Origin of the sequence: Pseudomonas sp. MWU12-2345, from assembly GCF_023242385.1 — a bacterium.
GTDB lineage: Bacteria > Pseudomonadota > Gammaproteobacteria > Pseudomonadales > Pseudomonadaceae > Aquipseudomonas > Aquipseudomonas gingeri_D.
The window spans coordinates 191,220-212,151 of record NZ_JALLJA010000008.1 but is presented as its reverse complement, the minus strand read 5'-3'; the positions used below and the strand labels follow the sequence as shown (position 1 = coordinate 212,151).

19 protein-coding genes and 1 pseudogene are annotated in these 20,932 nt (G+C 60.7%); 6 read left to right on the top strand and 14 right to left on the bottom strand.

The annotated features are described in order from the left end of the window. The first annotated feature begins 57 nt into the window (after nt 1-57). Nucleotides 58-932: pseudogene (locus M5C71_RS17870) on the top strand (AraC family transcriptional regulator). Nucleotides 933-1,070: 138 nt separating this feature from the next. Here M5C71_RS17870 and dacB read toward each other — a convergent pair. From dacB to M5C71_RS17835, 7 genes are all read right to left on the bottom strand, one after another. Continuing rightward, on the bottom strand, nt 1,071-2,594 hold the full coding sequence (gene dacB, locus M5C71_RS17865) for a D-alanyl-D-alanine carboxypeptidase/D-alanyl-D-alanine-endopeptidase (RefSeq protein WP_248768406.1): 1,524 nt from the start codon (nt 2,592-2,594) through the stop codon (nt 1,071-1,073). 170 nt (nt 2,595-2,764) lie between these two features. Next, complete coding sequence (locus tag M5C71_RS17860; protein WP_248768405.1) at nt 2,765-3,820, bottom strand: hypothetical protein; 1,056 nt, start codon at nt 3,818-3,820, stop codon at nt 2,765-2,767. Continuing rightward, the gene (locus M5C71_RS17855) at nt 3,820-6,270 is read right to left on the bottom strand and encodes a TonB-dependent receptor (protein WP_248768404.1); all 2,451 of its coding nucleotides are present in this window, start codon (nt 6,268-6,270) and stop codon (nt 3,820-3,822) included. The genes M5C71_RS17860 and M5C71_RS17855 overlap by 1 nt, the downstream gene beginning before the upstream one ends. A gap of 114 nt (nt 6,271-6,384) precedes the next feature. Next, nucleotides 6,385-7,374, bottom strand: coding sequence for a FecR family protein (locus M5C71_RS17850; protein ID WP_248768403.1), 990 nt, complete (start codon nt 7,372-7,374; stop codon nt 6,385-6,387). Next, the gene (locus M5C71_RS17845) at nt 7,371-7,973 is read right to left on the bottom strand and encodes an RNA polymerase sigma factor (RefSeq protein ID WP_248768402.1); all 603 of its coding nucleotides are present in this window, start codon (nt 7,971-7,973) and stop codon (nt 7,371-7,373) included. Before M5C71_RS17845 ends, M5C71_RS17850 begins: the two co-directional genes overlap by 4 nt. 258 nt (nt 7,974-8,231) lie before the next feature. After that, entirely contained in the window at nt 8,232-8,645 is a 414-nt protein-coding gene (locus M5C71_RS17840) for an HPF/RaiA family ribosome-associated protein (RefSeq protein ID WP_103496590.1), read from the bottom strand. A gap of 299 nt (nt 8,646-8,944) precedes the next feature. Further along, a complete protein-coding gene (locus M5C71_RS17835; protein ID WP_103496600.1) occupies nt 8,945-10,144 on the bottom strand; it encodes a benzoate/H(+) symporter BenE family transporter in 1,200 nt (399 codons plus the stop codon). A 146-nt stretch (nt 10,145-10,290) separates the two neighbouring features. Here M5C71_RS17835 and M5C71_RS17830 point away from each other — a divergent pair, with 146 nt between their 5' ends. Beyond that, nucleotides 10,291-11,679 carry a PLP-dependent aminotransferase family protein gene (locus M5C71_RS17830; protein ID WP_248768401.1) on the top strand — a complete coding sequence of 463 codons (1,389 nt, stop codon included), beginning with the start codon at nt 10,291-10,293 and terminating at the stop codon, nt 11,677-11,679. A gap of 158 nt (nt 11,680-11,837) precedes the next feature. After that, the gene (locus tag M5C71_RS17825; RefSeq protein WP_248746790.1) at nt 11,838-12,203 is read left to right on the top strand and encodes a DUF3509 domain-containing protein; all 366 of its coding nucleotides are present in this window, start codon (nt 11,838-11,840) and stop codon (nt 12,201-12,203) included. A 7-nt stretch (nt 12,204-12,210) separates the two neighbouring features. On the opposite strand, the gene M5C71_RS17820 is transcribed toward M5C71_RS17825, so the two are convergent. Continuing rightward, on the bottom strand, nt 12,211-13,410 hold the full coding sequence (locus tag M5C71_RS17820) for a DUF1501 domain-containing protein (RefSeq protein WP_248768400.1): 1,200 nt from the start codon (nt 13,408-13,410) through the stop codon (nt 12,211-12,213). Between the two features lie 28 nt (nt 13,411-13,438). Next, on the bottom strand, nt 13,439-14,977 hold the full coding sequence (locus tag M5C71_RS17815; protein WP_248768399.1) for a DUF1800 domain-containing protein: 1,539 nt from the start codon (nt 14,975-14,977) through the stop codon (nt 13,439-13,441). Nucleotides 14,978-15,241: 264 nt separating this feature from the next. Here M5C71_RS17815 and M5C71_RS17810 point away from each other — a divergent pair, with 264 nt between their 5' ends. Then, nucleotides 15,242-15,583 (top strand): hypothetical protein, encoded by a 342-nt coding sequence (locus tag M5C71_RS17810; protein ID WP_248768398.1) that lies wholly within the window; start codon nt 15,242-15,244, stop codon nt 15,581-15,583. Between the two features lie 57 nt (nt 15,584-15,640). On the opposite strand, the gene M5C71_RS17805 is transcribed toward M5C71_RS17810, so the two are convergent. From M5C71_RS17805 to M5C71_RS17785, 5 genes are all read right to left on the bottom strand, one after another. After that, nucleotides 15,641-16,141 (bottom strand): phosphate-starvation-inducible PsiE family protein, encoded by a 501-nt coding sequence (locus M5C71_RS17805; protein ID WP_103496584.1) that lies wholly within the window; start codon nt 16,139-16,141, stop codon nt 15,641-15,643. Nucleotides 16,142-16,307: 166 nt separating this feature from the next. After that, nucleotides 16,308-17,087, bottom strand: coding sequence for an SDR family oxidoreductase (locus M5C71_RS17800; protein ID WP_103496583.1), 780 nt, complete (start codon nt 17,085-17,087; stop codon nt 16,308-16,310). Between the two features lie 105 nt (nt 17,088-17,192). Continuing rightward, complete coding sequence (locus tag M5C71_RS17795; protein WP_248768397.1) at nt 17,193-17,489, bottom strand: YciI family protein; 297 nt, start codon at nt 17,487-17,489, stop codon at nt 17,193-17,195. A 185-nt stretch (nt 17,490-17,674) separates the two neighbouring features. Then, a complete protein-coding gene (locus M5C71_RS17790) occupies nt 17,675-18,127 on the bottom strand; it encodes a nuclear transport factor 2 family protein (protein WP_248768396.1) in 453 nt (150 codons plus the stop codon). Between the two features lie 65 nt (nt 18,128-18,192). Then, the gene (locus tag M5C71_RS17785) at nt 18,193-18,999 is read right to left on the bottom strand and encodes an SDR family NAD(P)-dependent oxidoreductase (protein ID WP_248768395.1); all 807 of its coding nucleotides are present in this window, start codon (nt 18,997-18,999) and stop codon (nt 18,193-18,195) included. Between the two features lie 354 nt (nt 19,000-19,353). Here M5C71_RS17785 and M5C71_RS17780 point away from each other — a divergent pair, with 354 nt between their 5' ends. Both M5C71_RS17780 and M5C71_RS17775 read left to right on the top strand, forming a co-directional pair. Beyond that, entirely contained in the window at nt 19,354-20,367 is a 1,014-nt protein-coding gene (locus M5C71_RS17780; RefSeq protein ID WP_349294016.1) for an AraC family transcriptional regulator ligand-binding domain-containing protein, read from the top strand. Between the two features lie 280 nt (nt 20,368-20,647). Further along, nucleotides 20,648-20,914: a YebG family protein gene (locus M5C71_RS17775; RefSeq protein WP_152740026.1), complete on the top strand. Its 267-nt coding sequence runs from the start codon at nt 20,648-20,650 to the stop codon at nt 20,912-20,914. Nucleotides 20,915-20,932 lie beyond the last annotated feature (18 nt).

Genomic DNA, 20,932 nt, shown 5'->3' with positions numbered 1-20,932 from the left:
CGCGACTGCCAGGGCATTACGCGACGGAGTAGGATGCAAGGCGTTGGAGAACAGACCATGCCCGCACTGGATACACTGCAAGTCTTTCAAGCCCTGAACCGCTCGCCCCATTCGCGCCTGGAGCACAGCGCGGAGCTCGGTGACGGCCTGGCCGCGGCCTTGTGGAGCAATCACCACGACGCCCAGGACTACGAAGCCCCCGGTCATCACACCCTGTCCTGCTATATCGCCGGCGGCACCGGGACCTTTCGCCGTGACCGCCCGGACACCAAGGGCGGCCCGGACAAACTCTGCATCCTGCCCGCCGAACATCAGTCCGGTTGGGTGATCAACGGCAGTATTCGCCTGGCCCACCTCTATTTCAGTCCGGAACAGTTTGCGCTCGGTTGTGTGACGCTGTTGGACCGTGAGCCCCGTGAGCTGCAGTTGCAGGAACATACTTTTCTGGATGACCCGCAGCAGGCCCTGCGCTTTCGCCAACTGATCAGCCTGGACTGGGACGAACCGGGAGGCGCCTGCTCAGCAGCAGCCTGGCCCACGAGTTGATCGGCCATACGTTGCTCAATCAGGTGGGGATGCGCCAGGGCTTGCGATTGAAAGGCGGTTTGGCGGCGCATCAGCGACGGCTGTTGGTGGAGTACATCGACAGCCGCTTGGACCAGCCGTTGAGCCTGGGTGAGTTGGCCGGGTTGTGCGCGCTGTCGGAATACCACTTTGCGCGGATGTTTCGTACCAGCTTCGGCTTGCCGCCCCATCAATATGTACTGGCGCGGCGCCTGGAGCGGGCGCGACTGCTGTTGCGTAGCAGCGGGCAACCACTTGGGGAGATTGCCCTGGCGTGCGGGTTTGCCAGTGCCAGTCATTTCGCCAATCGGTTTCGCCAGGTGCTGGGCGCAACGCCCGGCGAGTACCGGCAAGCCTTCGCGCACTAAAGCCGAACACCGTCCCTGTGGCAACCCCATTCCGGTAGGAGCAGGGCTTGCCCGCGAAGCTTTTGGCGATCTCAGGGGCCTCTTCGCGGGCAAGCCCTGCTCCTACAGGTTATGCGGTGTTTTCAAGATGCCGTTTTTTCAGTCAACCTTGTTGGCCAACGCCGTCACCACCTGGTCCTCTACCGCCTTGACCTGCCGCCCACCGACCAGGTAGTTGTTGCTCAGCATGGCGAACACCAGCAGCCGCCCATCACGGCTGGTGACATAACCGGCCAGCGACGACACACCGCCCATGCTACCGGTCTTGGCATGCAGGTTGTTCGCCGCCGCCGTACCATGCAGGCGTTTGCGCAGGGTGCCGCCGATCATCCGCTCGGAATTGCCGGCAACCGGCAACGCCGCATACCAGGCCTGGAACCAGGGGCGACTGCGCGCCACCAGCAGCAAATCGCTGAGGGTCTGCGCCGACACCTGGTTACGCCGTGACAAACCGGAACCATCGAACTGCAGCAACTGCGCCGACGCCACCCCGTGCCCCTGCAGGAACCCGTTGACCGCCGCCACACCCGCCGCCGCCGTGCCCTCATGGGCGGTCTTGCGGCCCATGGACTTGAGCAGGATCTCCGCCATATTGTTGTTCGACAACTTGAGCAGCGGCGGCATCAGCTCCGCGAGGACCGGCGACTGGTGCTCGACCAGCGGCTGGGCCGCGGCCGGCGTGGCGACACCCAGCAAGCTGCCGCCTTCCACCGCGATCCCCTGCTGGAGCAGGGCGCTGCGGAACAGATCGGCCACCAGCCCGGTCGGCTCCCAGACGCTGACCTGGGCAATGCGCTCCGCGCCCTTGGGCAACGCGCCGTCAATGCGCAACAGGTTGCCACCATGGCCGCGACTGACCACCAGCGGACCGCCACGGCCGGTCGTGGCCCGGTTGAGCACGTTCATGTAGTGGTTGGCCGGGGTGAAGCTGACCCGAACCGGCTGGCGCGCGGCGCCACCGGCACGCACATTCACCAGGATCGAGCCGACATCGAGGTCCGCGTTCGGCGACACGCTCAGCGCGGAAATCTGCGCCGCAAAATACTGTTGCTCATCATCGGCGGACCAATCGACCCCCAGCCGTTCGTGGTCGAAGGCGGTGTCATCGAGGATCAGCCGTCCGCGTACCCGCGTGATGCCTTTACGCGCCAGCCCGGCCGCCAGGGCCTGGTAGTCTTCCTGGCGCATGCTCGGGTCACCCGTGCCGCGCAGGTACAGGTCGCCGTTCAGCACGTTGCCTTGCTGCACACCGCTGCTCAACAGGGTGGTGGAAAACCGATAATCGGCACCGAGGATTTCCATCGCCGCCGCCGTGGTCACCAGCTTCAGGCTGGAAGCCGGAATCAGGCGGAATTGCGGGTTGTATTCACACACCAGTTTGCCGCTGTTCGCCTCGCGCACCACCAACGAAGTCGTCGCGCCTTGCAACGCCGGCGCGCGCAATACGCTGTCGAGCCCGGCGCAAAAGGCCGAGCGTGGCAACGGCAATGGCAACTGCGCTGCTTGCAGGACCACCGTCCGGGCCGGCTCGGGAGCCTTCGGCGCCTTGCTCGAACAGGCCGCCAACAGTACGCATAACGCCAACGCGACGCCCTTGCCCATGAAACCCTGTACCGAATTCATCTTCCGCCTCGAACTCAACCAATAAACACACAATAGCCGCTACCCGCGACTCATCACTCAGGAGGCACGTAAGAACAAGGTACTTAGCGAGTCAACGGGGGAATTATGCGGGAACACCGTCCCCGGAATCCATGCGTGGCGATTCGTTTTCCGGGGACAGGGTTTGTGGTTCAGGGCGCCAGGGTGGTGACGGAAAAGCTGTTGGCGTGAAACAGTGGATCGGCCTTGGCTTCGCCCTTGGCGGTCGCCGGCAGGGTGAAGTCCATGGCGGGCAGGTAGACCTTGCCGCTCAGCGGGTCGAACGCCATGTTGTAGGCCATCGGCAAGGTGCTGACGCTACCCAGCGTACGGTAGTGATCGAGGTCCGTCTGTTCCACCAGCGTCAGGTTGGCGTCCACCCCGCTGGGGATGATCAGCCGATGTTGCCGGGCATCCCAGGCCAGGGCGTTGACGTCCCGGGTGATCGGCAGGCTGGCCTTGACCGCGCCGCTCTCCAGGTCGGCCACGATCAGCCGGGGCTGCTCGCCACGACAGGCGACGAACAGGCGCTGTCCGGGCTTGTCCTCGGCCAGGGCGCTGGGTTTGGGGCAACCCTCGAAGCTCCAGCTGTCGAGCACTTCGAAGGTGCTGGCGGAAAACCGCGCCACCTTGCCTTCGTCGCGCATCGGCAGGAAGAAACTGCCATCGCCCTTGACCAGCAACGGGTCGATCTTCTTCACGTCCAGTTCATGGGCGGCGGTGATCTTTTCCTGTTGCGGGTCGAAGACAAACAGCGTCGAACGATCCGCTCGCCGGCCGCTGACGACAATCACCTGGCCGGTATGTGGCTCGTACACCGCGCTGTTGAGGTTGCTCTGGGCCACGGGAATACGCTTGAGCAGCTTGAGGCTCGACAGCTCCACCACGCCGAGGCTGCCGTCGGTGTTGAGCACGAACACGCGATTGCGTTCGGGCACGAACACCACGGCGTTGGCCCCTGCCGAATGCTCGAGGGTTTTCACCAGGCGCTGTTTCGCCACGTCGAACACGCTCAGGCCGTTTTCCCGACGGGCCAGGAACAGGTAGGGCCGGGTTGGATCGAGGGCGGCGAATCCCCAACTGTCGCCGGAGCCGGGCAAGGTCACCTGATGCTCACGCTGGTACAGGCGCCCCTCCCCGGGTGCCGCCAGGGCGGTACCACTCAGGGTCAGGGTCAGGGCCAGCAGGACTGCACTGATTCGTTTCATCAAAACTCCAGGGTGCTGGAGACAGACACCTGGCGCGCATCCCCCATGGAGACGAACAGCTGGCTGACCGCCGAGGTGTAGTAGACCTTGTTGAACAGGTTCTTCACGTTGAGCTGGAACTTGACCTTCTGCCCTTCGAGCTTGGTGTCGTAGGTGGCGAAGGCATCGGCCACGGTGTAGCCCGGCAGGTCGAAGGTGTTGGCCGCATCCCCGGTGCGATGACCGATATAACGCGCGCCGGCGCCGGCCCGCAGCTTGTCGCCACCGCCCATGATCGAACCGAAGTCGTAGACCGCCGACAGCGACCCAGCATTCTTCGCCACGTTCTGCAGGCGGTTGCCCTGGTAATTGGCGTCCTTGGTGACCTGGGCATCGGTGTAGGCGTAGCTGCCGATCAGGCTCCAACGATCGCTCAACTGACCGCTGGCATCCAGTTCCAGCCCGCGCGAACGGACCTGGCCGGCAATGCTGTACTGGGTGGTCAGGCCGTCGGCGACGGACACCAGCACGTTGCGCTTGTGGATATCGTAGATCGCCGCCGTGGCGGTGATGCGCCCTGGAATATCCAGCTTGGTGCCGATTTCCCAGGCCTTGGATTGTTCCGGTTCAAGGGAGCCGTCCAGCACCAGGCGGGTATTGCTGGTCACCGCCAACGGGGCGATGGTGGAGTTGGGCTTGAAGGATTCGGTGTAGCTGCCATAGAACGACAGCTCGTCAGTGTAGCGATACACCAGGCCGGCGCGCGGCACGAACTTCTCGCCATTGCCGTTGGTGTTGACCTGGAACGGCCGGCCCTTGCCCGCGAACTGGTCATACATCTGGTAGCGACCGCCGGCGACCAGGATCCACTGGTCGTTGAGGTGGATCGAGTCCTGGGCGAACAGCGAGTCGCTGCGCAGCAGGTCGGTCTGGTCGCTGTCCTTGGGGCTGACGGTGGAGCCCGGGACTTCGCGTCCGTAGATCGGGTCCAGGTAGCTGAAGGTGTTCAGCGGGCTCTGGCGGATCAGGTCGGAGCGGTAGATCTTGCGGTACTCGTCGTCCATGCCGAACACCAGGTCATGCTGCATGCCGGCCACATCGACCTTGCCTTCGAGGCTGGCGGTGGTGAAGCGGTCGGTGGTCAGAGCGCCTTTGGTGCCGTCCATGCTGCGCACCAGGGTGCCGTTGGCCGGGTTGACCGAAACCACCCGGACCTGGCTGGCATCGTAGGTTTCGCGGTTCCAGCTGTAGCCGAGGTGCGCTTTCCAGCTGTCGTTCAGGTCGTGGTCGGCTTCGAAATGGACCAGGTCGGAACGGCCTTCCATGTTGTTGAACGGCTCATCCAACCGGCGATCCTTGGGGATGGCCAAGGGGTGGTTGGTCCGCGGGTCGATGGCCGTGCCACGGTCGAACGGGGTCAGGAACTCGCGGTGCTCGTAGGACAGCAGCAGCTTGGTGGTCTCGCCGAACCAGGCCAGGGACGGGGCGATCAGGGTCTCGCGGTGGGCACCGAAGTCGCGCCAGTAATCTTCGTCTTCACGGTCGAGGACCATGCGGTAGGCCAACCCGGAATCGCCGAGGGCGCCGGTGCTGTCGAGGCTGCCGCCGCTGCCGTTCTTGCCGGCGCCGTAGGTCGAGCCGCGCAGGGTCACGGCGTTGTACTGCTCCAACTGGGGTTTCTTGCTGACCAGGTTGACCACCCCGCCCGGGTCCTGGATGCCGTAGAGCAGGGAGGCCGGGCCCTTGAGCACTTCGACCCGATCGGTGGTGGCGTTCAGCGCGCGGCCCTGCACCAGCGGCATGCCGTCCTGCATGATCGAACCGTTACGGTTGTCGCCGAAGCCACGAATCATCACCGCGTCCTGGGTGCTACCGAGGGTGTTGGCCTGGGTGATGCCGCTGATGTTGTTCAGCGCGTCATCAAGGTTGCGCGGGGTCTGGTCACGCAGGACCTGGGCCGAGACCACGTTGATGGTCTGCGGGATTTCCTGCAGCGAGGCGCTGGAACGGGCCACCGAGGTGACCTGTGGCGGCTGGTAGCTGGTGGAGGACGCCTGCGGGGTGCCGTTGATGGTGGTGGCGCCGAGGTTCAGGGCGCCCTGGGTCGGCACGGGTTCGAGGGCCAGGGTGTGGTCGTCGGTGCGGCGGAAGGTGAAACCGGAGTTGCTCAGCAGCTGTTGCATGGCCTGCTCGGCGCTCATCTGCCCGTTGATCGCCGGGGCCTGGTGACCGTAGGCGGCTTCGTCGGTGTAGACCACGCTCAGGCCGGTCACCCGACTGAAGTCGTTCAGGGCCTGGGGCAGCGGTTTGGCGGCAATGGCGAAGGTGAACTGCGCGCTGTGCTGCGCCGCGGACTCGGCTGCCAGGGCCACGCCCGGGGGCAGCAAGGCCAACCCCGATACCGCCAGCGCCGACGCGCCGAACCACCGCTTGACCGAACTGCCTGCCACCGATTTTGCCCTGGACTTCATGTGTGCCTGACCCATACGTAGAGAAATCATTAATGCGAATGAATCGCACTTTCAACCACTACACGGATGGGCTTCAGGTTTACCTCACCTTTATTTTGAAAATATTTTCTCGGGTCAGCGCAAGACGATGACCCGACCCAGCAGGCTGTGCTGTTCAAAGCCCAGCACGCCTTGCAACGAATCGAGCACCGCCCGCGGATCCTTGTTCGGAAAACTGCCGCTGATCCGCCGTGCCGCCAGGCTGTCGTTGAATACCAGGATCCGTCCCGGGTAATACCGGCCCAGGTCCTGGACCACCTCGGCGACGCTGGCTTTCGAATAGTTCAGCCAACCCTGGCGCCAAGCCAGCAACTGGTCGCTGTTCACCGGATGCAACGGTTGCGCCGAACCATCGACATAGGCCACCTGCTGGTTGGCGCCGAGAATCTGTTGCGGCGCGCCCGCACTCGCGCGCACCCCGACCCGTCCGGACAACACCGTCACCCGCGCACCACCCGGTTGCAGGCGCACTTCGAACTGCGTGCCGAGCACCCGCGCCTCGCCGCCCTGCGCATCCACCACAAAGGGCTCGCCGGTATGGGTCACCTGGAAAAACGCCGAGCCACGACGCAGCCGGACATGCCGTTCGCCCGCGCTGAAATCCACGGAGATCGCACTGTCGGTGTCCAGGGTGACTTCGGAACGGTCGGCCAGGGTCACCGTGCGCACCTGCCCCGGCACCGACACATAGTCGGCGCCGAGGTCGTCGAGCCAACGACCGGGCTCGAAACCCAGGCCCATGGACACCATCAGCAGCAGGCAGGCGGCCATGGCCAGGCCCGCCGACCAGCGCCAGCGCGTTGCCGGCCTGGGCCGGTCCATGGCCGCGAGCAGACCTTGCAAGGCCACGGCCTCCTCTTTGGCCAAGGTACTCGCCGGCACTTCGCTCAGTTCCCAGAGCACCTGGGCCTGGGCATAGGCCTCGACATGGGCCGGATCGGCTTGCAGCCAGAGACTGAAGCGCGCCTGGTCACCCCGGCTCGGTTGATTGTGCAACAGGCTGAGCCAGGCCAGGGCGGCCTGTTCCTGGTCGGGTGTCACGGCAATGCTGGAAGAATGGATCACGATGCTTTCCCTGGCAGACGTGTGGCGGATGGTACTCGATGCCCGGCCGAAGGCTCTCGCAGACTGGCCTTGCAAGCCTCAAGGGCACGCATCATGTGTTTTTCCACGGCACTTTGCGAGAGGCCCATGACCTTGGCGATCTCGGTGTACTTGCGACCATGGATCCGGTTGAGCAGGAAAATCTGCCGGGTGCGCTCCGGCAGGCTGCGCAGCGCCGCCTCGACATGACGCAGATCGTTACCGGCCTCCAGGGCCGCCTCGGGCTCGCAGCCCTGGTTATCCTGCTGCTCGGGCAGCCAGCCTTCATTGACCCGCACGCGAACACCCTCGCTACGCAAATGGTCGATGGCAATGTTGCCGGCGCAGCGCAGCAGGTAGGTGCTCAGCTCCTCCACCTGCACCAGGGGCCGACGCCAGAAACGCAGGAACAGGTCCTGGACCAGATCCGCCGCCGTCGCCCGACAACCGACCCGGCGACTGACCAGCGCCTCCATCTGCGAACGCTGGGACAGGAACACTTGCAGGAAGTGCGCGCGACCGGCGTGCAACTCGGTCCTCTCGGCATCCGGGTTCTCGGGGGGGCGCAGGGCCAGGTTCATCACGACACTCCCAGCAACAGTCAGCCGCCGAGCAGCAGTGGGCCAGCGGAAAGGATGTCAATATTAATGATAAAAATTCTCATGCGCAAAGACATCCGACGAGCCGTGGTGGCACAAGGACATTGAGCGTTGACGAGCCGAACGGTTGTTCAGCGCTGAATAAGGCTGGCGGACGGGTCGGGTTCCGGGCCAATCATTGAATGGAGCACAACGAAAACGGGCCTGCAAATGCAGGCCCGTTATGGTCAGTGTTGAAGATCAGCCGTTAGCGGCCAGCCGTACACGTTCTTTCTCTTCGAACTCCTCTTCCAGCAGTGCGTCTCCCAGGTCACGGCGCTCGCCCTTGATGGCGGTCGCGCGTTTGGCTTGCAGTTTGCCGAACAGATGCTCCAGTGCATGTTCCAGTTTGGTGGCCGCGCCATCGATCGCCTGTTCCAGCGTATCGGCTTTATGGGTGACCGAAATCGGTTGATGGCCTTTTGGCCGCGCCTCCATCTGGCAGCGCATATCGTGGGGACCCGGCTTGTCGCCGTTCTCGTCCGCCAGGTGAACTTCGACCCGTGTCAGGTCTTCTTCATAACGTTCGAGCGCGGTCTCTACGCTCGTCCGGACCCACTCCTCCAGTCGAATGCTGCTTTGAATATGGTTATCACTATTGACTTGGATTTGCATAGTTATTCCCTTATTTCAGCTAGCTAGTAAGAGACTCGTCGGCAGCGCCTGAAGGCGTGCTGAACATGACCTCTTGATGACAGAGTTGGGCAGTTGGAAAAACAATTCAACCCCTTTGAAAAGATAAATAATTATCCGACGAAATAGCCGGACAAGCCGGTAAAGCGCTGTTAATGTCGGGAGTTGGGTCGAGTCGCTTTCCTGTCATTTCCTGCAACAACCTTCCTGAAAAAGCCCCACTACAAGCTCGGCCAAAACGCCTTGAAGCAGCGGACATCCTTGTCCGGCACTCGAACACATCAAGCCTCGCGCAACCCTGGCACCACCTTGCGTTCACGGGTGTAGCTCAGCACGAAATGCGCCACCAGGCCGAAGATCAATCCCCAGAACGCCGCCGCCAGACCCAGGTAGCTCATGCCCGATGCGGTCACCAGAAAGGTGATCAGCGCCGCTTCCCGCTGCTTCTCCTCGGCCATGGCCCCCGTGAGCCCGGCACTGATCGCGCCGAACAGCGCCAGCCCGGCCAGGGACGCGATCAGCTCCTTGGGCAAGGCGCCGAATACCGAGGCCAGGGTCGCGCCGAAGGTGCCCATCAGGATGTAGAAAACCCCGCAGGCGATGCCGGCGATATAACGCTTGTCGCGGTTTTCGTGGGCCTCGCGACCAGTGCAGATGGCCGCCGTGATCGCCGCCAGATTGAGGCCATGGGCACCGAACGGTGCCAGCAACACCGCGCCCACCGCCGTCAGCGAAATCATCGGCCGGGCCGGCTGGGTATAACCGGCCGTGCGCAGCACCGCCATGCCCGGTACGTGCTGGCCGGTCAGGGTCACCAGGGCCAGCGGCAAGCCGATATTGATGATCGCGTGCCAGCTCCACTCGGGCGCGGTGAAGATCGGATGGGCCACCGCCACGGTGATCGCCCCCTGGTTCAACTCGCCCATCAGCGCGGCGAAACCACAGCCGACGATCAACACCGAGAGAATCGCGTAGCGCGGCGAAAAGCGCTTGCACACCAGGTAGACAGCGATCATCGACAACACCAGCGCCGGTTGCAGGCGGATCGAGGTGAACAGCTCGGCACCGAAGCGAAACAGGATCCCCGCCAGCATCGCCGCGGCAATCGCCTTGGGCAGGCGGCTCATCAACTTGTCGAAGGCCCCCGACAGCCCGACCACGAGGATGATGACCGACGCCACCACATAGGCGCCGATCGCCTCGGCGAAGGACACCGTCGGCAGCATCGATACCAGCAGCGCCGCACCCGGGGTCGACCAGGCGGTGATCACCGGGATCCGCAGGCGCCAGCTCAACAGCAGGCCGGTGACGCCGCTGCCGATGGAAATCGCCCAGATCCACGACGACACCTGGTCGCCGGACAGATGGGCCTGGGACGCCGCCTGGAACACGATGATCAACGGGCCGGCGTAGGAAATGACCACGGCGATAAAACCGGCGATCACCGCGGATAACGAAAAGTCCTGTCTGAGGCTGCTCATAAGCGTCGGTACCTGGAGGTGGAAGTCATTGAGTCGATTAATGCGCATATAACCGCATAAATTGATTCGATTCAATAGAATCAATTTAAATTCATACACCCTGTGATAAGCTTGCCCGCACTTTTCAGGATCGGTAGCCATCAAGCATGTGGGTTCCTCGGCTCAGCGACTTCAACCAACCGGTGTATCTCTCCATCGCCGACGCGCTGGCGCGGGATATCGCCAGCGGTGCGCTGAAGGTCGGCAGCCGCCTGCCGACCCTGCGTGAACTGGCCCAGGCGCTGGAGGTCACGCCCGGCACCATCAGCCGTGCCTACAGCGAGGCCCAGCGGCGCAAGCTGGTGCAGGGCGAAGTCGGACGCGGCACCTATGTGCTGGAACAGGGCGCACCGACGCCGACCCGCCAACAGGTGCCGGCATTGCTGGCGCCGGGGCCGACCGACCTGCTCGACCTGTCGATCATCAAGCCCCACGGCGAGCCTCTCGAACACGAGCTGCGCGATGCCCTGGTGAACATGGCCAACGACGCCGATTTCGCCCGCGCCCTGGACTACGCCCCCGACGGCGGCCACCCGGCCCACCGCGAGGCCGGCGCGCAGTGGTTGCGCCAGTCGGTGCCCGATGCGCAATGGCAACAGGTGGTGATCACCGCCGGTGCGCAACATGGGCTGATGGTCGCCATGAGTGCCCTGAGCAACAGCGGCGACCTGGTGCTCTGCGAAGCGCTCTGCTACCCCGGCATCATCTCCCTGGCCCATGGCCTGGAGCGCCGGCTAGGCGGTGTGGAAATGGACGCGGAAGGGATCATTCCCGAAGCCCTGCGCGAGCGTTGCCGGCGGGAAAAACCGGCGTTGCTGATCTGTGTCGCCACCTGCCAGAACCCGACCACGGCGATCATGTCGGCGGCGCGCCGGGCGCAGATCGCGGCGATTGCCGAAGAGTTCGATTTCATCATTATCGACGACGATATCTACGGTTTCCTCGCCAACGATCCGTCGATCAAGCCGCTGTCCAGCTACGCCCCGGAGCGTTCGGTGTACCTCACCAGCCTGTCGAAATCGGTGATGCCGGCCCTGCGCATCGGCTACCTGTACAGCCCGCCGAAACTGCTGTCGCGCCTGACGTCGATGGTCCGCAGCAGCATCTGGATGCCCTCGCCGCTGACCGCGCAACTGGCCAGCATGATGCTCAGCGAAGGCCTGGACACTCGGTTGGTCGCGGTCCAGCGCGCCGAAGCGGCCGCGCGCCAGGCCATCGCCGCCGAAGTCTTCCACGGCTTGCAGATCACCACCCAACCCCACAGCTACCATTTGTGGCTGACCTTGCCCGAGCCCTGGAGCGGTGATGAATTCACCCTGCTGGCACGGGCCAACGGCGTGCTGGTGCTCAGCGGCACACAGTTCCAGGCCGAGCGCCTTGGGCATACCCGCAGCGTGCGGATCGTGCTGATGTCACCCACCAGCCGCGACGAACTGCGCTTCGCCCTGACCAAGCTGGCCAGCCTGATCGACGCCGACCCGCGACGTTTCTACTGAACGGTCGTTTACTCGGCACAAGCCTTGCAAATTCAAATGGTGTAGTTGTGCCCCGACATGAGGTCAGGGCACCGATCTGCCGCCGGTCCGGAAGCGACGAACCAACCCGCCCGGTGCGCAGTCAATGAATGCAGGTTTCGATCAGAGTGGTGACACACATGGATAACCCCTTTCAGTTGATCAACGAGGCTTTCCAGCCCGAATACCGCGTCAACCTCAGCCTCCAGGGACTGGACGGCGACGTCATGCTGACCCTGTCCAACGCCGATGGCGTGGTGGCCAAACGGATGATCAGCGCCGAGCAACGCAATGATCCCAGACGACTGAAACGCCTGATCCAGAGCGTTCAGTTCGGCATCGCCATCGAGCAGGGGCACAGCGCGATGGATATCCTCACAGCCATGACCGACAGCGACAGCCTCAAGCTGGGAACGCTCCCGGCACCGGTCTGGAGCGGTGCCGGCCATCGTGTCGGGCGCCCGGTCACACCGACCGGACGGGTAGTGACGCTGCCGATTCGTTAAGCAGCCGCTACACCAACTGCAACCCATTGGGGCGTGCGCCGGGAAAAACGCTCTGAAGTTGCGCAGTGGACAAACCCCAGGTGCGGCCCAACAGGCCGCCCAGCAAATCACGGTAGTTGTTCAGCACCGGATAGTCGCGGTTCTGCAACAGGCTGCCCGGCGCCACTGCCACTTGCTCGCCGACGATGCGCCCACCGTGCACGCTGCCGCCCAGCACCCAGTAGACCGTGCCATGGCCATGATCGGTGCCGCGATTACCGTTCTCGCGAAAGGTGCGACCAAACTCCGAGACCACCACCACGGTGGTGTCCTTCCACTGATCGCCCATGGCATCGGCAAAGGCCGCGAGGCCCTGCCCCAGGTTCGCCAGGTTGTTGGACAGCTGACCCTGGGCGCCACCCTGGTTGACATGGGTATCCCAGCCGCCGACATCGACGAAACCCAGTCGATACTGATCGCGCATCAGGGTGGCGATACGCCGGGTTTCCGCGGCGAAGTTCTGCGCTGTCTGCGCACCGCGCCCGGCCTTGGTCATTTCATCCTGCAGGTCCTTCGACACTTGCTGGCGCAATTGCAGGCCGTCGGTTACCGGTGCGGCCAGCGTCGTACCTTTGTACATCGAGGCGAGGATCGAGGACTGGCGCTCGTCGAACACCGGTTTTGAAACCCCACGCAACGACAGATTGGGAATATCCCGGCCGCCCTGGAAACTCAGGGGCAAGGCGTCGGTAAAGGCAATCGGCGCACTGCCGGGCACGACACCGGCCAGGCGGGCAAGAAAACCCGAGCCATAGTGCCCATGCTGGTCGCCGGCCAGCCCGGCCTCGATATTGTCCTGGGTTTCGAAATGGCTGCGGGACAGGTCGTCGGTGCCGGCAAAGGGCACGAAGGCGAGTTGCTTGCGTTGCCAGAGCGGGTAAAGCGAATCGTGCAACACCGGGTTGAGTCCCCAGTGACCGTCGAGGGCAATGGCGCTGTTGGGGTTGTGCGGGTCGGGCCGGGCAATCGCCAGGGTCGGCCGCGACTCGTAGTAGAAATCGCTGGCATAGGGCACCAGCAGGTTGTTGCAGTCGTAGCCGCCACGCAGGAACACCATCAGAAAACGCGGTGCCGACGCGGGAGCGGCGAACAACTTGCCGGAGAACGACAAGGTCGGCAGGGTCGCGGCGGCGACCGCTGAAGCGACCAGAAAGTCTCGACGATTCATCACTGCACCTTCCTTGAAGAGCACGACGTTAACGGTTGTTGAAGTCCGGTGAAGACAACAGGAAGGTGTTCCATTCCTGGGGCGAGGTGGCCTGATTCAGCGCGGCTGTGGTGGCGGCCGACAGATGCGGGCCGATGGCCTCGTAATACAACGGCGTGGTGATCATGGGGAAACCGCCCTGGGCCTTGTCACTGCCTTCAGGGGTAAACAACTTGTTGTAGCCCGAGCCGATGGACCGGGCGATTTCGAAACGCTTGGACATCTGCCCCGAGCTGGCCCAACCAGCGGCGTCCAACGGCCAGCCGTCCGGGGTCTGCCGGCCGAATACCGGTTCGCCCAACTGATTGAGCCAGTTGAGCATAGGCCGTGGATTGGCGATGGGCTTGCCGTCGTAAGCCAGGCGTACCGCCGAGACCACGAACTGGGTCGGGTCCTTGAATTTTTTTCCGGCGCTTTGCAGCAGTTCCGGCGACTCGAAGAGCGTGCGCAACACCTGGGCGATATCGCCATCACTGCGCTGGAAGGTCACGCTCATGCGGTCCACCAGGGACTGCGGCGGCTGGTCGGCGACAAAGTATTGCGCCAGTTTGCGCGATATGAATTGCGCACAGGCTTTCTGCCGGGTGATCAGGTTCACCGCCTGGGTGATTTCATCGAAACCGCTGCCCTGGATCGATTCGCCCAGCAGCACCTTGTCGGAGAAGTCATGGCGCTTGGGATTGAACTGGAACATCCCGTCATTCACCACCAACGGCGCCACCCGGGGCCCGAACTTCTGCACCCGGCCATCCAGCGGCCGCACCCCGGCACCGGTAAGGATCAGCGCCAGTTGCTGGACATCCTGCTGGGTGTAGCCGGAACCGACCCCCAGGGTGTGCAGTTCCATCAGTTCGCGGGCGTAGTTTTCGTTGACCTTGCCATTGGCGTTCTGGGCATTGTCGAGAAACTCCAGCATGGCCGGACTCTTCAGGGTCGCCAGGACCAGATCCCTGAACTTGCCCAGGGCATGCGGGCGAATCACCTGTTCTTCGTAGTCCGCCGCCATCAGGCGTACCGCGCCCTTGCCGGCAAATACGCTGAAGTGATTGAGCCAGAAGCCGACCATCTGCTCCTTGAGCTGGTTGCTGCCATAGACCGCCCGCAGCAGGGTGATTTGCCGGGCCTGGTCGGCGGCGTCATTGAGCTGTTGCTGCTGGGCCTTCTTGGCATCGGCCTTGGCATCGCCGTCCGGCATCGACTGCAGTTGCTCCTGGCCCTGCTTGAAGGCGAGCAAGGTGGCCTGCAGCGGTTGCGCAAGGATCGGGAACGCGCGCAATTGTGCGTCGATACCCGGCGGCAACGGGTCACGAATACGGTCGCTCAGTTGCGCCTCGAGCAAGCCGCTACGGCCCATGGCCCGAAAGCGCGCGACGTTCGCCGCGTCCAGGTCGTAACCATCGCGCCGCAGCCAGGCCGAATCGGCGGGACTCAACGGCACGACAGGTGCCGCCACGGCGGCGACGGGAAGGCCCGCCGCCAGACACACCGACAACCCCAGACAACGTAGAACAGCACCCGGTACTGGCATATCAAGAGGCTTCCAAAGGTGAGAACGGCAGTAATCCTTTCATCCCCAGTGTCTGTCGAACTGGCTGTACCAATGCTGACAAATGCGCATTCAGTTCTATCCTGCCAGAGGTCTGTGACAAGCGGCTTTTGCCGCAAAAAGACTGTGTCGGGTTCAGGATCCGGACAGATACATACTGTTACAACAAGCGTAGCCGGTGAGAAAACACGGCAACGATCCGTTCGCCAGGCGCGTGCCGTGGGCGGACCATCCCGAGGAGGCAACATGTTTTTACGTTACGCAGCACTTGCAGCGGTAGTCGTGGCGGCTTCCGGTTGCGTACAGGAACGCGTGGTTCACGATCGCCAGGTGGTGGTCGAACGGCCCGCGCCGCAATACGTGGAAGTGGTGGCTCCGCAGCCACCACCGCAGGAAGTGATCGAAGTGGAGCCGGCCTATCGCCCTGGATTTATCTGGGCACGGGGTTACTGGCATTGGGACGGGCGACGCTATATAGCGATGCACGGTCATTGGGAACCGGTGCGCCAGGGTTATCGCTATGTACACCCGCACTGGGAACGGCATAACGATGGCTGGCATTTGCGTGCCGGGGCCTGGATCAACTGATCCACCGATAGGCTTCCTTTTCCTGCAGGAGCGAGCTTGCTCGCTCCTGCAGGGGGTTCAAAGCTCGCCCTTCTCCACTTCCGGATGCTCGCTGGAGCCCTCGCCGGTCTTGCGTTGCGGGTGCTCGATCTTCACCGACGGAAACTGCGACGAGGCATAGCGCACCACCAGGATCGCCAGCGCCAGCAGCAGGATTGCACCGGAGAGGTAAACCACGCCCATGTCCGGCGGATTGTGGTGCGACACGTTGGAGATCAGCAGCCGGGTCAGCGCGGTGATCGCCACGTAGATCAGGAAGCGCACCGGCATATGGTTGGTCTTGAAGTAGATCCCCACCATCGCCCCCAGTTCGAGGTAGATGAACAGCAGCAGGATGTCGTCGATCTTCAGATGACCCTCTTCGATCATCGTCAGGAACTCCATCACCGCCGCCCAGGCAGTCACCCCGCCAATGGCGAACAGCGCCAGGTAATGAAACGACTCGACGAACAGGTTGCCCAGGGATTCGGCCACCTGATGCACGTTTTGTCGCAGGTTCTCGGCCCAATTGATTTTCACGGTACAGGTTCCTTGGTTCGGCTTGATCGAATGATGCGGGTGGAAGATGACTGTTGTCCCTCTCTGCACAAGCATGCAGAAAAAAGGCCAGAGACAGGGGTGAGATGATAGTAGGTGGCCGGCGCTTATCCATGACTCGACCACCACGCAATGCAGTTCTAACTATTCATACTGAGGATCGATAACGCTCTGCTGGCTCGGAGTTGCTAAAGCCGGAAGCGAGAACACTCCTTGCCTGCTCGAAAGCCTCCCAGGCGGCCACTTCAGGCACAGGAGGAATTGTCACCAACTCCCGGCGATCAAAGCCGAGCAACGCAGCATCCACCAAAGCCTCTACTTCCATGACGTCTGGCACCTTGCTGATGTCACCACCCGCTCGCTCATATATTTCAGTGCGCGTTGCCGCGGGCAGTACAGCTTGCACGTACACCCCTTTTGCTGAAACTTCGGCCGCCAGGCTTTGCGACAGCGTCAGCACGTAGGCCTTGGTGGCTGCATAGATCCCATGAGAATACTCCGGTAGCAGCGCCAACACCGAAGCAATGTTGATGATCGAGCCGTTGCCACGCGCCAGCATATTATCGATGACGGCAGAGGCAAGCAGGGTTGGAGCGACGACGTTGAGGCGCAGCAAGGTTTGCATCTTGTCAGGCTCAGCGCAGGCAAAGTCACCGACCAGTGCCGCCCCAGCGTTATTCACCAAGATATCGATCACTGGTACGCTGCGCAGGCGCTTCAGAACAGGGTCAAGTTGGATCGAGTCGGTCAAGTCGGCAGTGATGACTTCAACTGAAACACCATGCGCATCGCGCAACTCGGATGCAAGCGCATTGAGTCGATCAGTGGCACGAGCGACAAGCACCAGGTCATGGCCTCGCGCTGCCAAGCGGCGCGCATAGATTGCACCAATGCCGCTTGAGGCGCCGGTGATAAGGGCGGTCGACATAAAAAAATTCCTCATAAAATTACAATGTCCTGCACTGTAATTTGTAAATTACTAGCGTTTATAAAGTCGTATGGTAAATTGGTATTGCGACGTACATGGGGGGGGTCAAGGACGCGCTGTCAGGTGCAGCATGGTGTAGTGCTCGTAATGGCCAACTCCGTTCTTGATGATGGGGTCTTGCGATGTCAACTCAATAACATCCTGGTCGTCAGCAAGTTGGTAAAGTGAGACGCCATAACCTCCCACCTCATCTATTACAGGACCGTGAGCGACAATCAATCCTTTATTGAGCAGGTCATTCATATACACACCATGCTGCTTCATCCACTCCCGCTCATTGCTAGACATGGTTGCCAGGAAGTCTGCGCGAGGAGGAATGAATTTACACAAAAAATATTTCATGCCTTGGCTCCGCGATATATATAGAAAAGCGTTTTTCCAGGCGAAGTGCTGCCATGGAGTACAACTCGCGCTCCGGCCGTTCGCAAATTAAAAGTTCAGCCGCGACTTGAAAAGCCAAGCCGACTGGCTTTGGGGCACGCCAGATATGATGAGCAGACTATCGGGCCCGACTTAAAAAAGCTTACTCACTCGACAGCAACTGGAATAGCAGCAATTCGCTTGCCCACCTCAGCGGATAATGCCAGCACGACGCCTGCTGGTCGCATCATTACCATGAAGTCAGCAATCTTGCCCTCATCATTGAACTCAATAAGGTCGACACCCGTTACACGGTCATCGCCTATAGTCGCACTGAACTCCAGTACGTAGCCTGTTTCACTACCGAAGTGCCTGTGATATTCAAAGTTTTCGAGAACGCTGAACACCGCAGGCAGAATCACGTGCATTGGGCCCTTACCTTGAGAGGGTTCGAAGGTAGATGGATTGCGAAAGACAACGTCCTCGGCGAGCAAGCTTGGAAGCTCTTTCCAATCTGACTCGGCAACGATGCGATGCCACTCCTTGATTCCTGCCTGGGCGGCCGCATGTGGCCGAGCTGTTTGGATAGAATGTGCAGTATGCTGGTCAATTTTCTTCATTTTCATCTCCGGTTCTATATATCCAGGGGGACATTGCCTATGTCAGGTATTAAGTTTGGATTGGCTTACTTTGCCGACTGCACGCTCTTCAATATTGAGCCTTCAAACATTTTAGGCATGTAGCTTTGCAGAAAAAGAATCATGCCAGTCATTTTCCCTACCGGATTACTGAATTTGGAGCTCTTGGCTTCAATGAGCGTTCTGATTTTTTCCACAACGGCGCCTGGTTCCTCGGCGTCATCAATGCCCTTCTGCGTGGCCGCGTTGACTTTCGTCCGATAAGTGTCATAGTCAGCAATGCGGTTGTTTGTTACAGAAATCGCATTGACAGCCAAATTGGTCTTAAACCATACCGGCTCGACCATGTTGACTTTTATGTTGAATTGATCCAGCTCAAAACGCAGAGATTTGAAGTAACCTTGAACCGCGTGCTTAGAGGCTGTGTAAAATGAAAGATTCGGCGGACCAATCAAACCGACGATAGAGCTGACAGTAATTATCTGCCCCTGCTTTTGACGTCTGAAATAGGGGAGCAAGGCATTGGTCACCTTGACAGTGCCCCAAAAATTGGTCTCAAACTGTTGATGACCAAGCTCCACAGGCGTTTCTTCTGCGATACCAGTGACCATGTAACCGGCGTTATTTACCAGAACGTCCAAATGCTTAATGTATTGGAACAAATTTTCCGTAAACCGTCTGATAGAAACATCATTATCAACATCCAGTTCAAGCAATTTGAACGGCAGTTGCGCTGCGTGTTTTTCGGGTGTACGGCTGGTGCCGATGACATTAAAACCTTGCTGGTGCAGGTTTTTCGCCAGCCTCAATCCAAAGCCGGACGATGCACCAGTGATCAGGATTGTCTTTTTCATATGTCTACCAGTAATGGGAGGTCTCATCCCTTCAAGTACGCGGTTGGTTCCGGCAGGTCGGGATTTGTCGCATCGATAACTTCATCGAACGGACGCTCCCAGACCCCGGATGACATATAGATTGCTGGGGATACCACAATTTGGCACTCGCCTAACGCGCCTATATGACTGCAAAACCCGCCAAGATCGCACTGGCATATTGGCGCGATCTGTCGTTGTCGTGGCGTGATCGGCTCACTAGACTGGGGTGCCTGGATACTGGAAATACCCCCCAAAAAGGAGGAATTAAATTTCATGGCAGGCAAGCGCAGCTCCGTTTTGGACTTCTCTGTTTGGCCCGGATGGCGATTGCTGATGCATGATGCCGGATTGGCCACTGCACCTGTTTTGCGTCGCGCACAGATGCCAGGCGATCTGTTCACGCGGCAAAACGTGCGCTTGGATTCCGCACATTTTTTCAAGCTGTGGCGGGCGATTGATGCTGAGGCTGCGGCTGTTTGCGCAGAGTTGCCTGCGCCGTTGCAGATCGCGAGGGTAATGTCCTCCGACTGGTTCGATCCGGAGCTTTTCGCAGCATTGTGCAGCACCCATTTAGGCGGCGCTCTCGAACGGATTGCCCAGTACGTGCGGCTAATAGCACCTATGACGATTCGGGTCGTTCGTACTGACGCGCACACCACGGTAACCATGGACTTTCTAGATCCTTCCGAGCCGCCACCAGAAGTTTTCTTAGCCTTTAAAATCGTGTTCTTCGTGCAACTGGCAAGGTTGGCGACTCGTAGCCATGTGCAACCATTGCAAGTGAGCTGGCCCTCGCTAGCTATTGAGTCGGATTCAGATGCCTATCAGGCTTACTTCGGTATTCCTGTGACTAGAAGCCCCCTGGCCTGCGTAGTATTCGCTGCAGCAGACGTCGAACGACCTTTTCTGACCGAGAACCACAAGATGTGGTTGTTCTTCGAACCTAGCCTGCGTCAGCGATTGTCCGACCTGGAGAGGACGTGCGGCATGGCCGATAGGGTACGCAGTGTCCTGCTTGAATCCTTGCCCGCAGGCGAGGTATCGATGCAGTCGGTCAGTCGAAAGCTCGCGGTCAGTACCCGTACATTGCAGCGTAAATTGCACGATGAAGGGACAACGTTTCAACAGACATTAGATACGCTACGCGCTTCGTTGGCGCGTCAATATCTACGGAACACGGCCATGTCGAGCGCTGAGATCTCTTTCCTTCTAGGGTTTGATGATTCCAATTCCTTTGCTCGAGCATTTCAGTCCTGGAGTGGCATTACACCGGCCAGGGCGAGATCGCAAATGCTTGTCTCCAGTGAGACTCAGCCTCCCGTAGCAAAGCGGGAGCAGCAGGATTGACCTTGCATTTGCTAGCGCGGTCAGCGTGTTCCTGGCCGAGCAGCTCGCCCCCCTTATCGTCGCTGTCAGTCATAAACATCCCCATTTGCCCATCCCCTATCTCAAGGGGGAACGGTGTCCGCGAGATCGCCAAAGGCAGCTCAGTCCACCTGAAAAACCACGAAATAGGTCTACATTAAAAAGCCACTACCCAAACCCTGGGGATTCGCTTATGCTTTTAGCTGTATATAAATACAGTAATTGCAAAACACAACTATCGTGAAGGCATGTGAGGTGGTGAATGGCCGTCGAAGTGGTATACCGCAGCAGCCGAGATCTGGAGCGTTTGTTCATGGATAAAGCCGAAGCTGATCGTCATGACAAAATGCTCGAACTGGCCGAGCTGCTGGCCGAAGTCCTGCAAAAAGCCGTGCCCTCGCTGAGCGAGCAGCAGGTGGAAGAAGCCGGCATCTACATGGCGAAAAACCGCGATGTGTTCGCCCGGGCGTTCAAGAGCCAGCCGGATGCGCTGAGCGAATTGCTCTCGCCCCCTGCCCCTGTCGAATAAGACAACGCCAGACGGCAG

What these genes read in the sequence shown, in the direction of transcription:
- M5C71_RS17810 (WP_248768398.1), top strand. Translation starts at nt 15,242, where the DNA reads ATGTTTTTACGTTACGCAGCACTTGCAGCGGTAGTCGTGGCGGCTTCC.
- M5C71_RS17825 (WP_248746790.1), top strand. Translation starts at nt 11,838, where the DNA reads ATGGATAACCCCTTTCAGTTGATCAACGAGGCTTTCCAGCCCGAATAC.
- M5C71_RS17840 (WP_103496590.1), bottom strand. Translation starts at nt 8,645, where the DNA reads ATGCAAATCCAAGTCAATAGTGATAACCATATTCAAAGCAGCATTCGA.
- M5C71_RS17790 (WP_248768396.1), bottom strand. Translation starts at nt 18,127, where the DNA reads ATGAAGAAAATTGACCAGCATACTGCACATTCTATCCAAACAGCTCGG.
- M5C71_RS17835 (WP_103496600.1), bottom strand. Translation starts at nt 10,144, where the DNA reads ATGAGCAGCCTCAGACAGGACTTTTCGTTATCCGCGGTGATCGCCGGT.
- M5C71_RS17795 (WP_248768397.1), bottom strand. Translation starts at nt 17,489, where the DNA reads ATGAAATATTTTTTGTGTAAATTCATTCCTCCTCGCGCAGACTTCCTG.
- M5C71_RS17800 (WP_103496583.1), bottom strand. Translation starts at nt 17,087, where the DNA reads ATGTCGACCGCCCTTATCACCGGCGCCTCAAGCGGCATTGGTGCAATC.
- M5C71_RS17845 (WP_248768402.1), bottom strand. Translation starts at nt 7,973, where the DNA reads ATGAACCTGGCCCTGCGCCCCCCCGAGAACCCGGATGCCGAGAGGACC.
- M5C71_RS17860 (WP_248768405.1), bottom strand. Translation starts at nt 3,820, where the DNA reads ATGAAACGAATCAGTGCAGTCCTGCTGGCCCTGACCCTGACCCTGAGT.
- M5C71_RS17815 (WP_248768399.1), bottom strand. Translation starts at nt 14,977, where the DNA reads ATGCCAGTACCGGGTGCTGTTCTACGTTGTCTGGGGTTGTCGGTGTGT.
- M5C71_RS17785 (WP_248768395.1), bottom strand. Translation starts at nt 18,999, where the DNA reads ATGAAAAAGACAATCCTGATCACTGGTGCATCGTCCGGCTTTGGATTG.
- M5C71_RS17780 (WP_349294016.1), top strand. Translation starts at nt 19,354, where the DNA reads ATGCATGATGCCGGATTGGCCACTGCACCTGTTTTGCGTCGCGCACAG.
- M5C71_RS17775 (WP_152740026.1), top strand. Translation starts at nt 20,648, where the DNA reads ATGGCCGTCGAAGTGGTATACCGCAGCAGCCGAGATCTGGAGCGTTTG.
- M5C71_RS17830 (WP_248768401.1), top strand. Translation starts at nt 10,291, where the DNA reads ATGTGGGTTCCTCGGCTCAGCGACTTCAACCAACCGGTGTATCTCTCC.
- M5C71_RS17855 (WP_248768404.1), bottom strand. Translation starts at nt 6,270, where the DNA reads ATGAAGTCCAGGGCAAAATCGGTGGCAGGCAGTTCGGTCAAGCGGTGG.
- M5C71_RS17820 (WP_248768400.1), bottom strand. Translation starts at nt 13,410, where the DNA reads ATGAATCGTCGAGACTTTCTGGTCGCTTCAGCGGTCGCCGCCGCGACC.
- dacB (WP_248768406.1), bottom strand. Translation starts at nt 2,594, where the DNA reads ATGAATTCGGTACAGGGTTTCATGGGCAAGGGCGTCGCGTTGGCGTTA.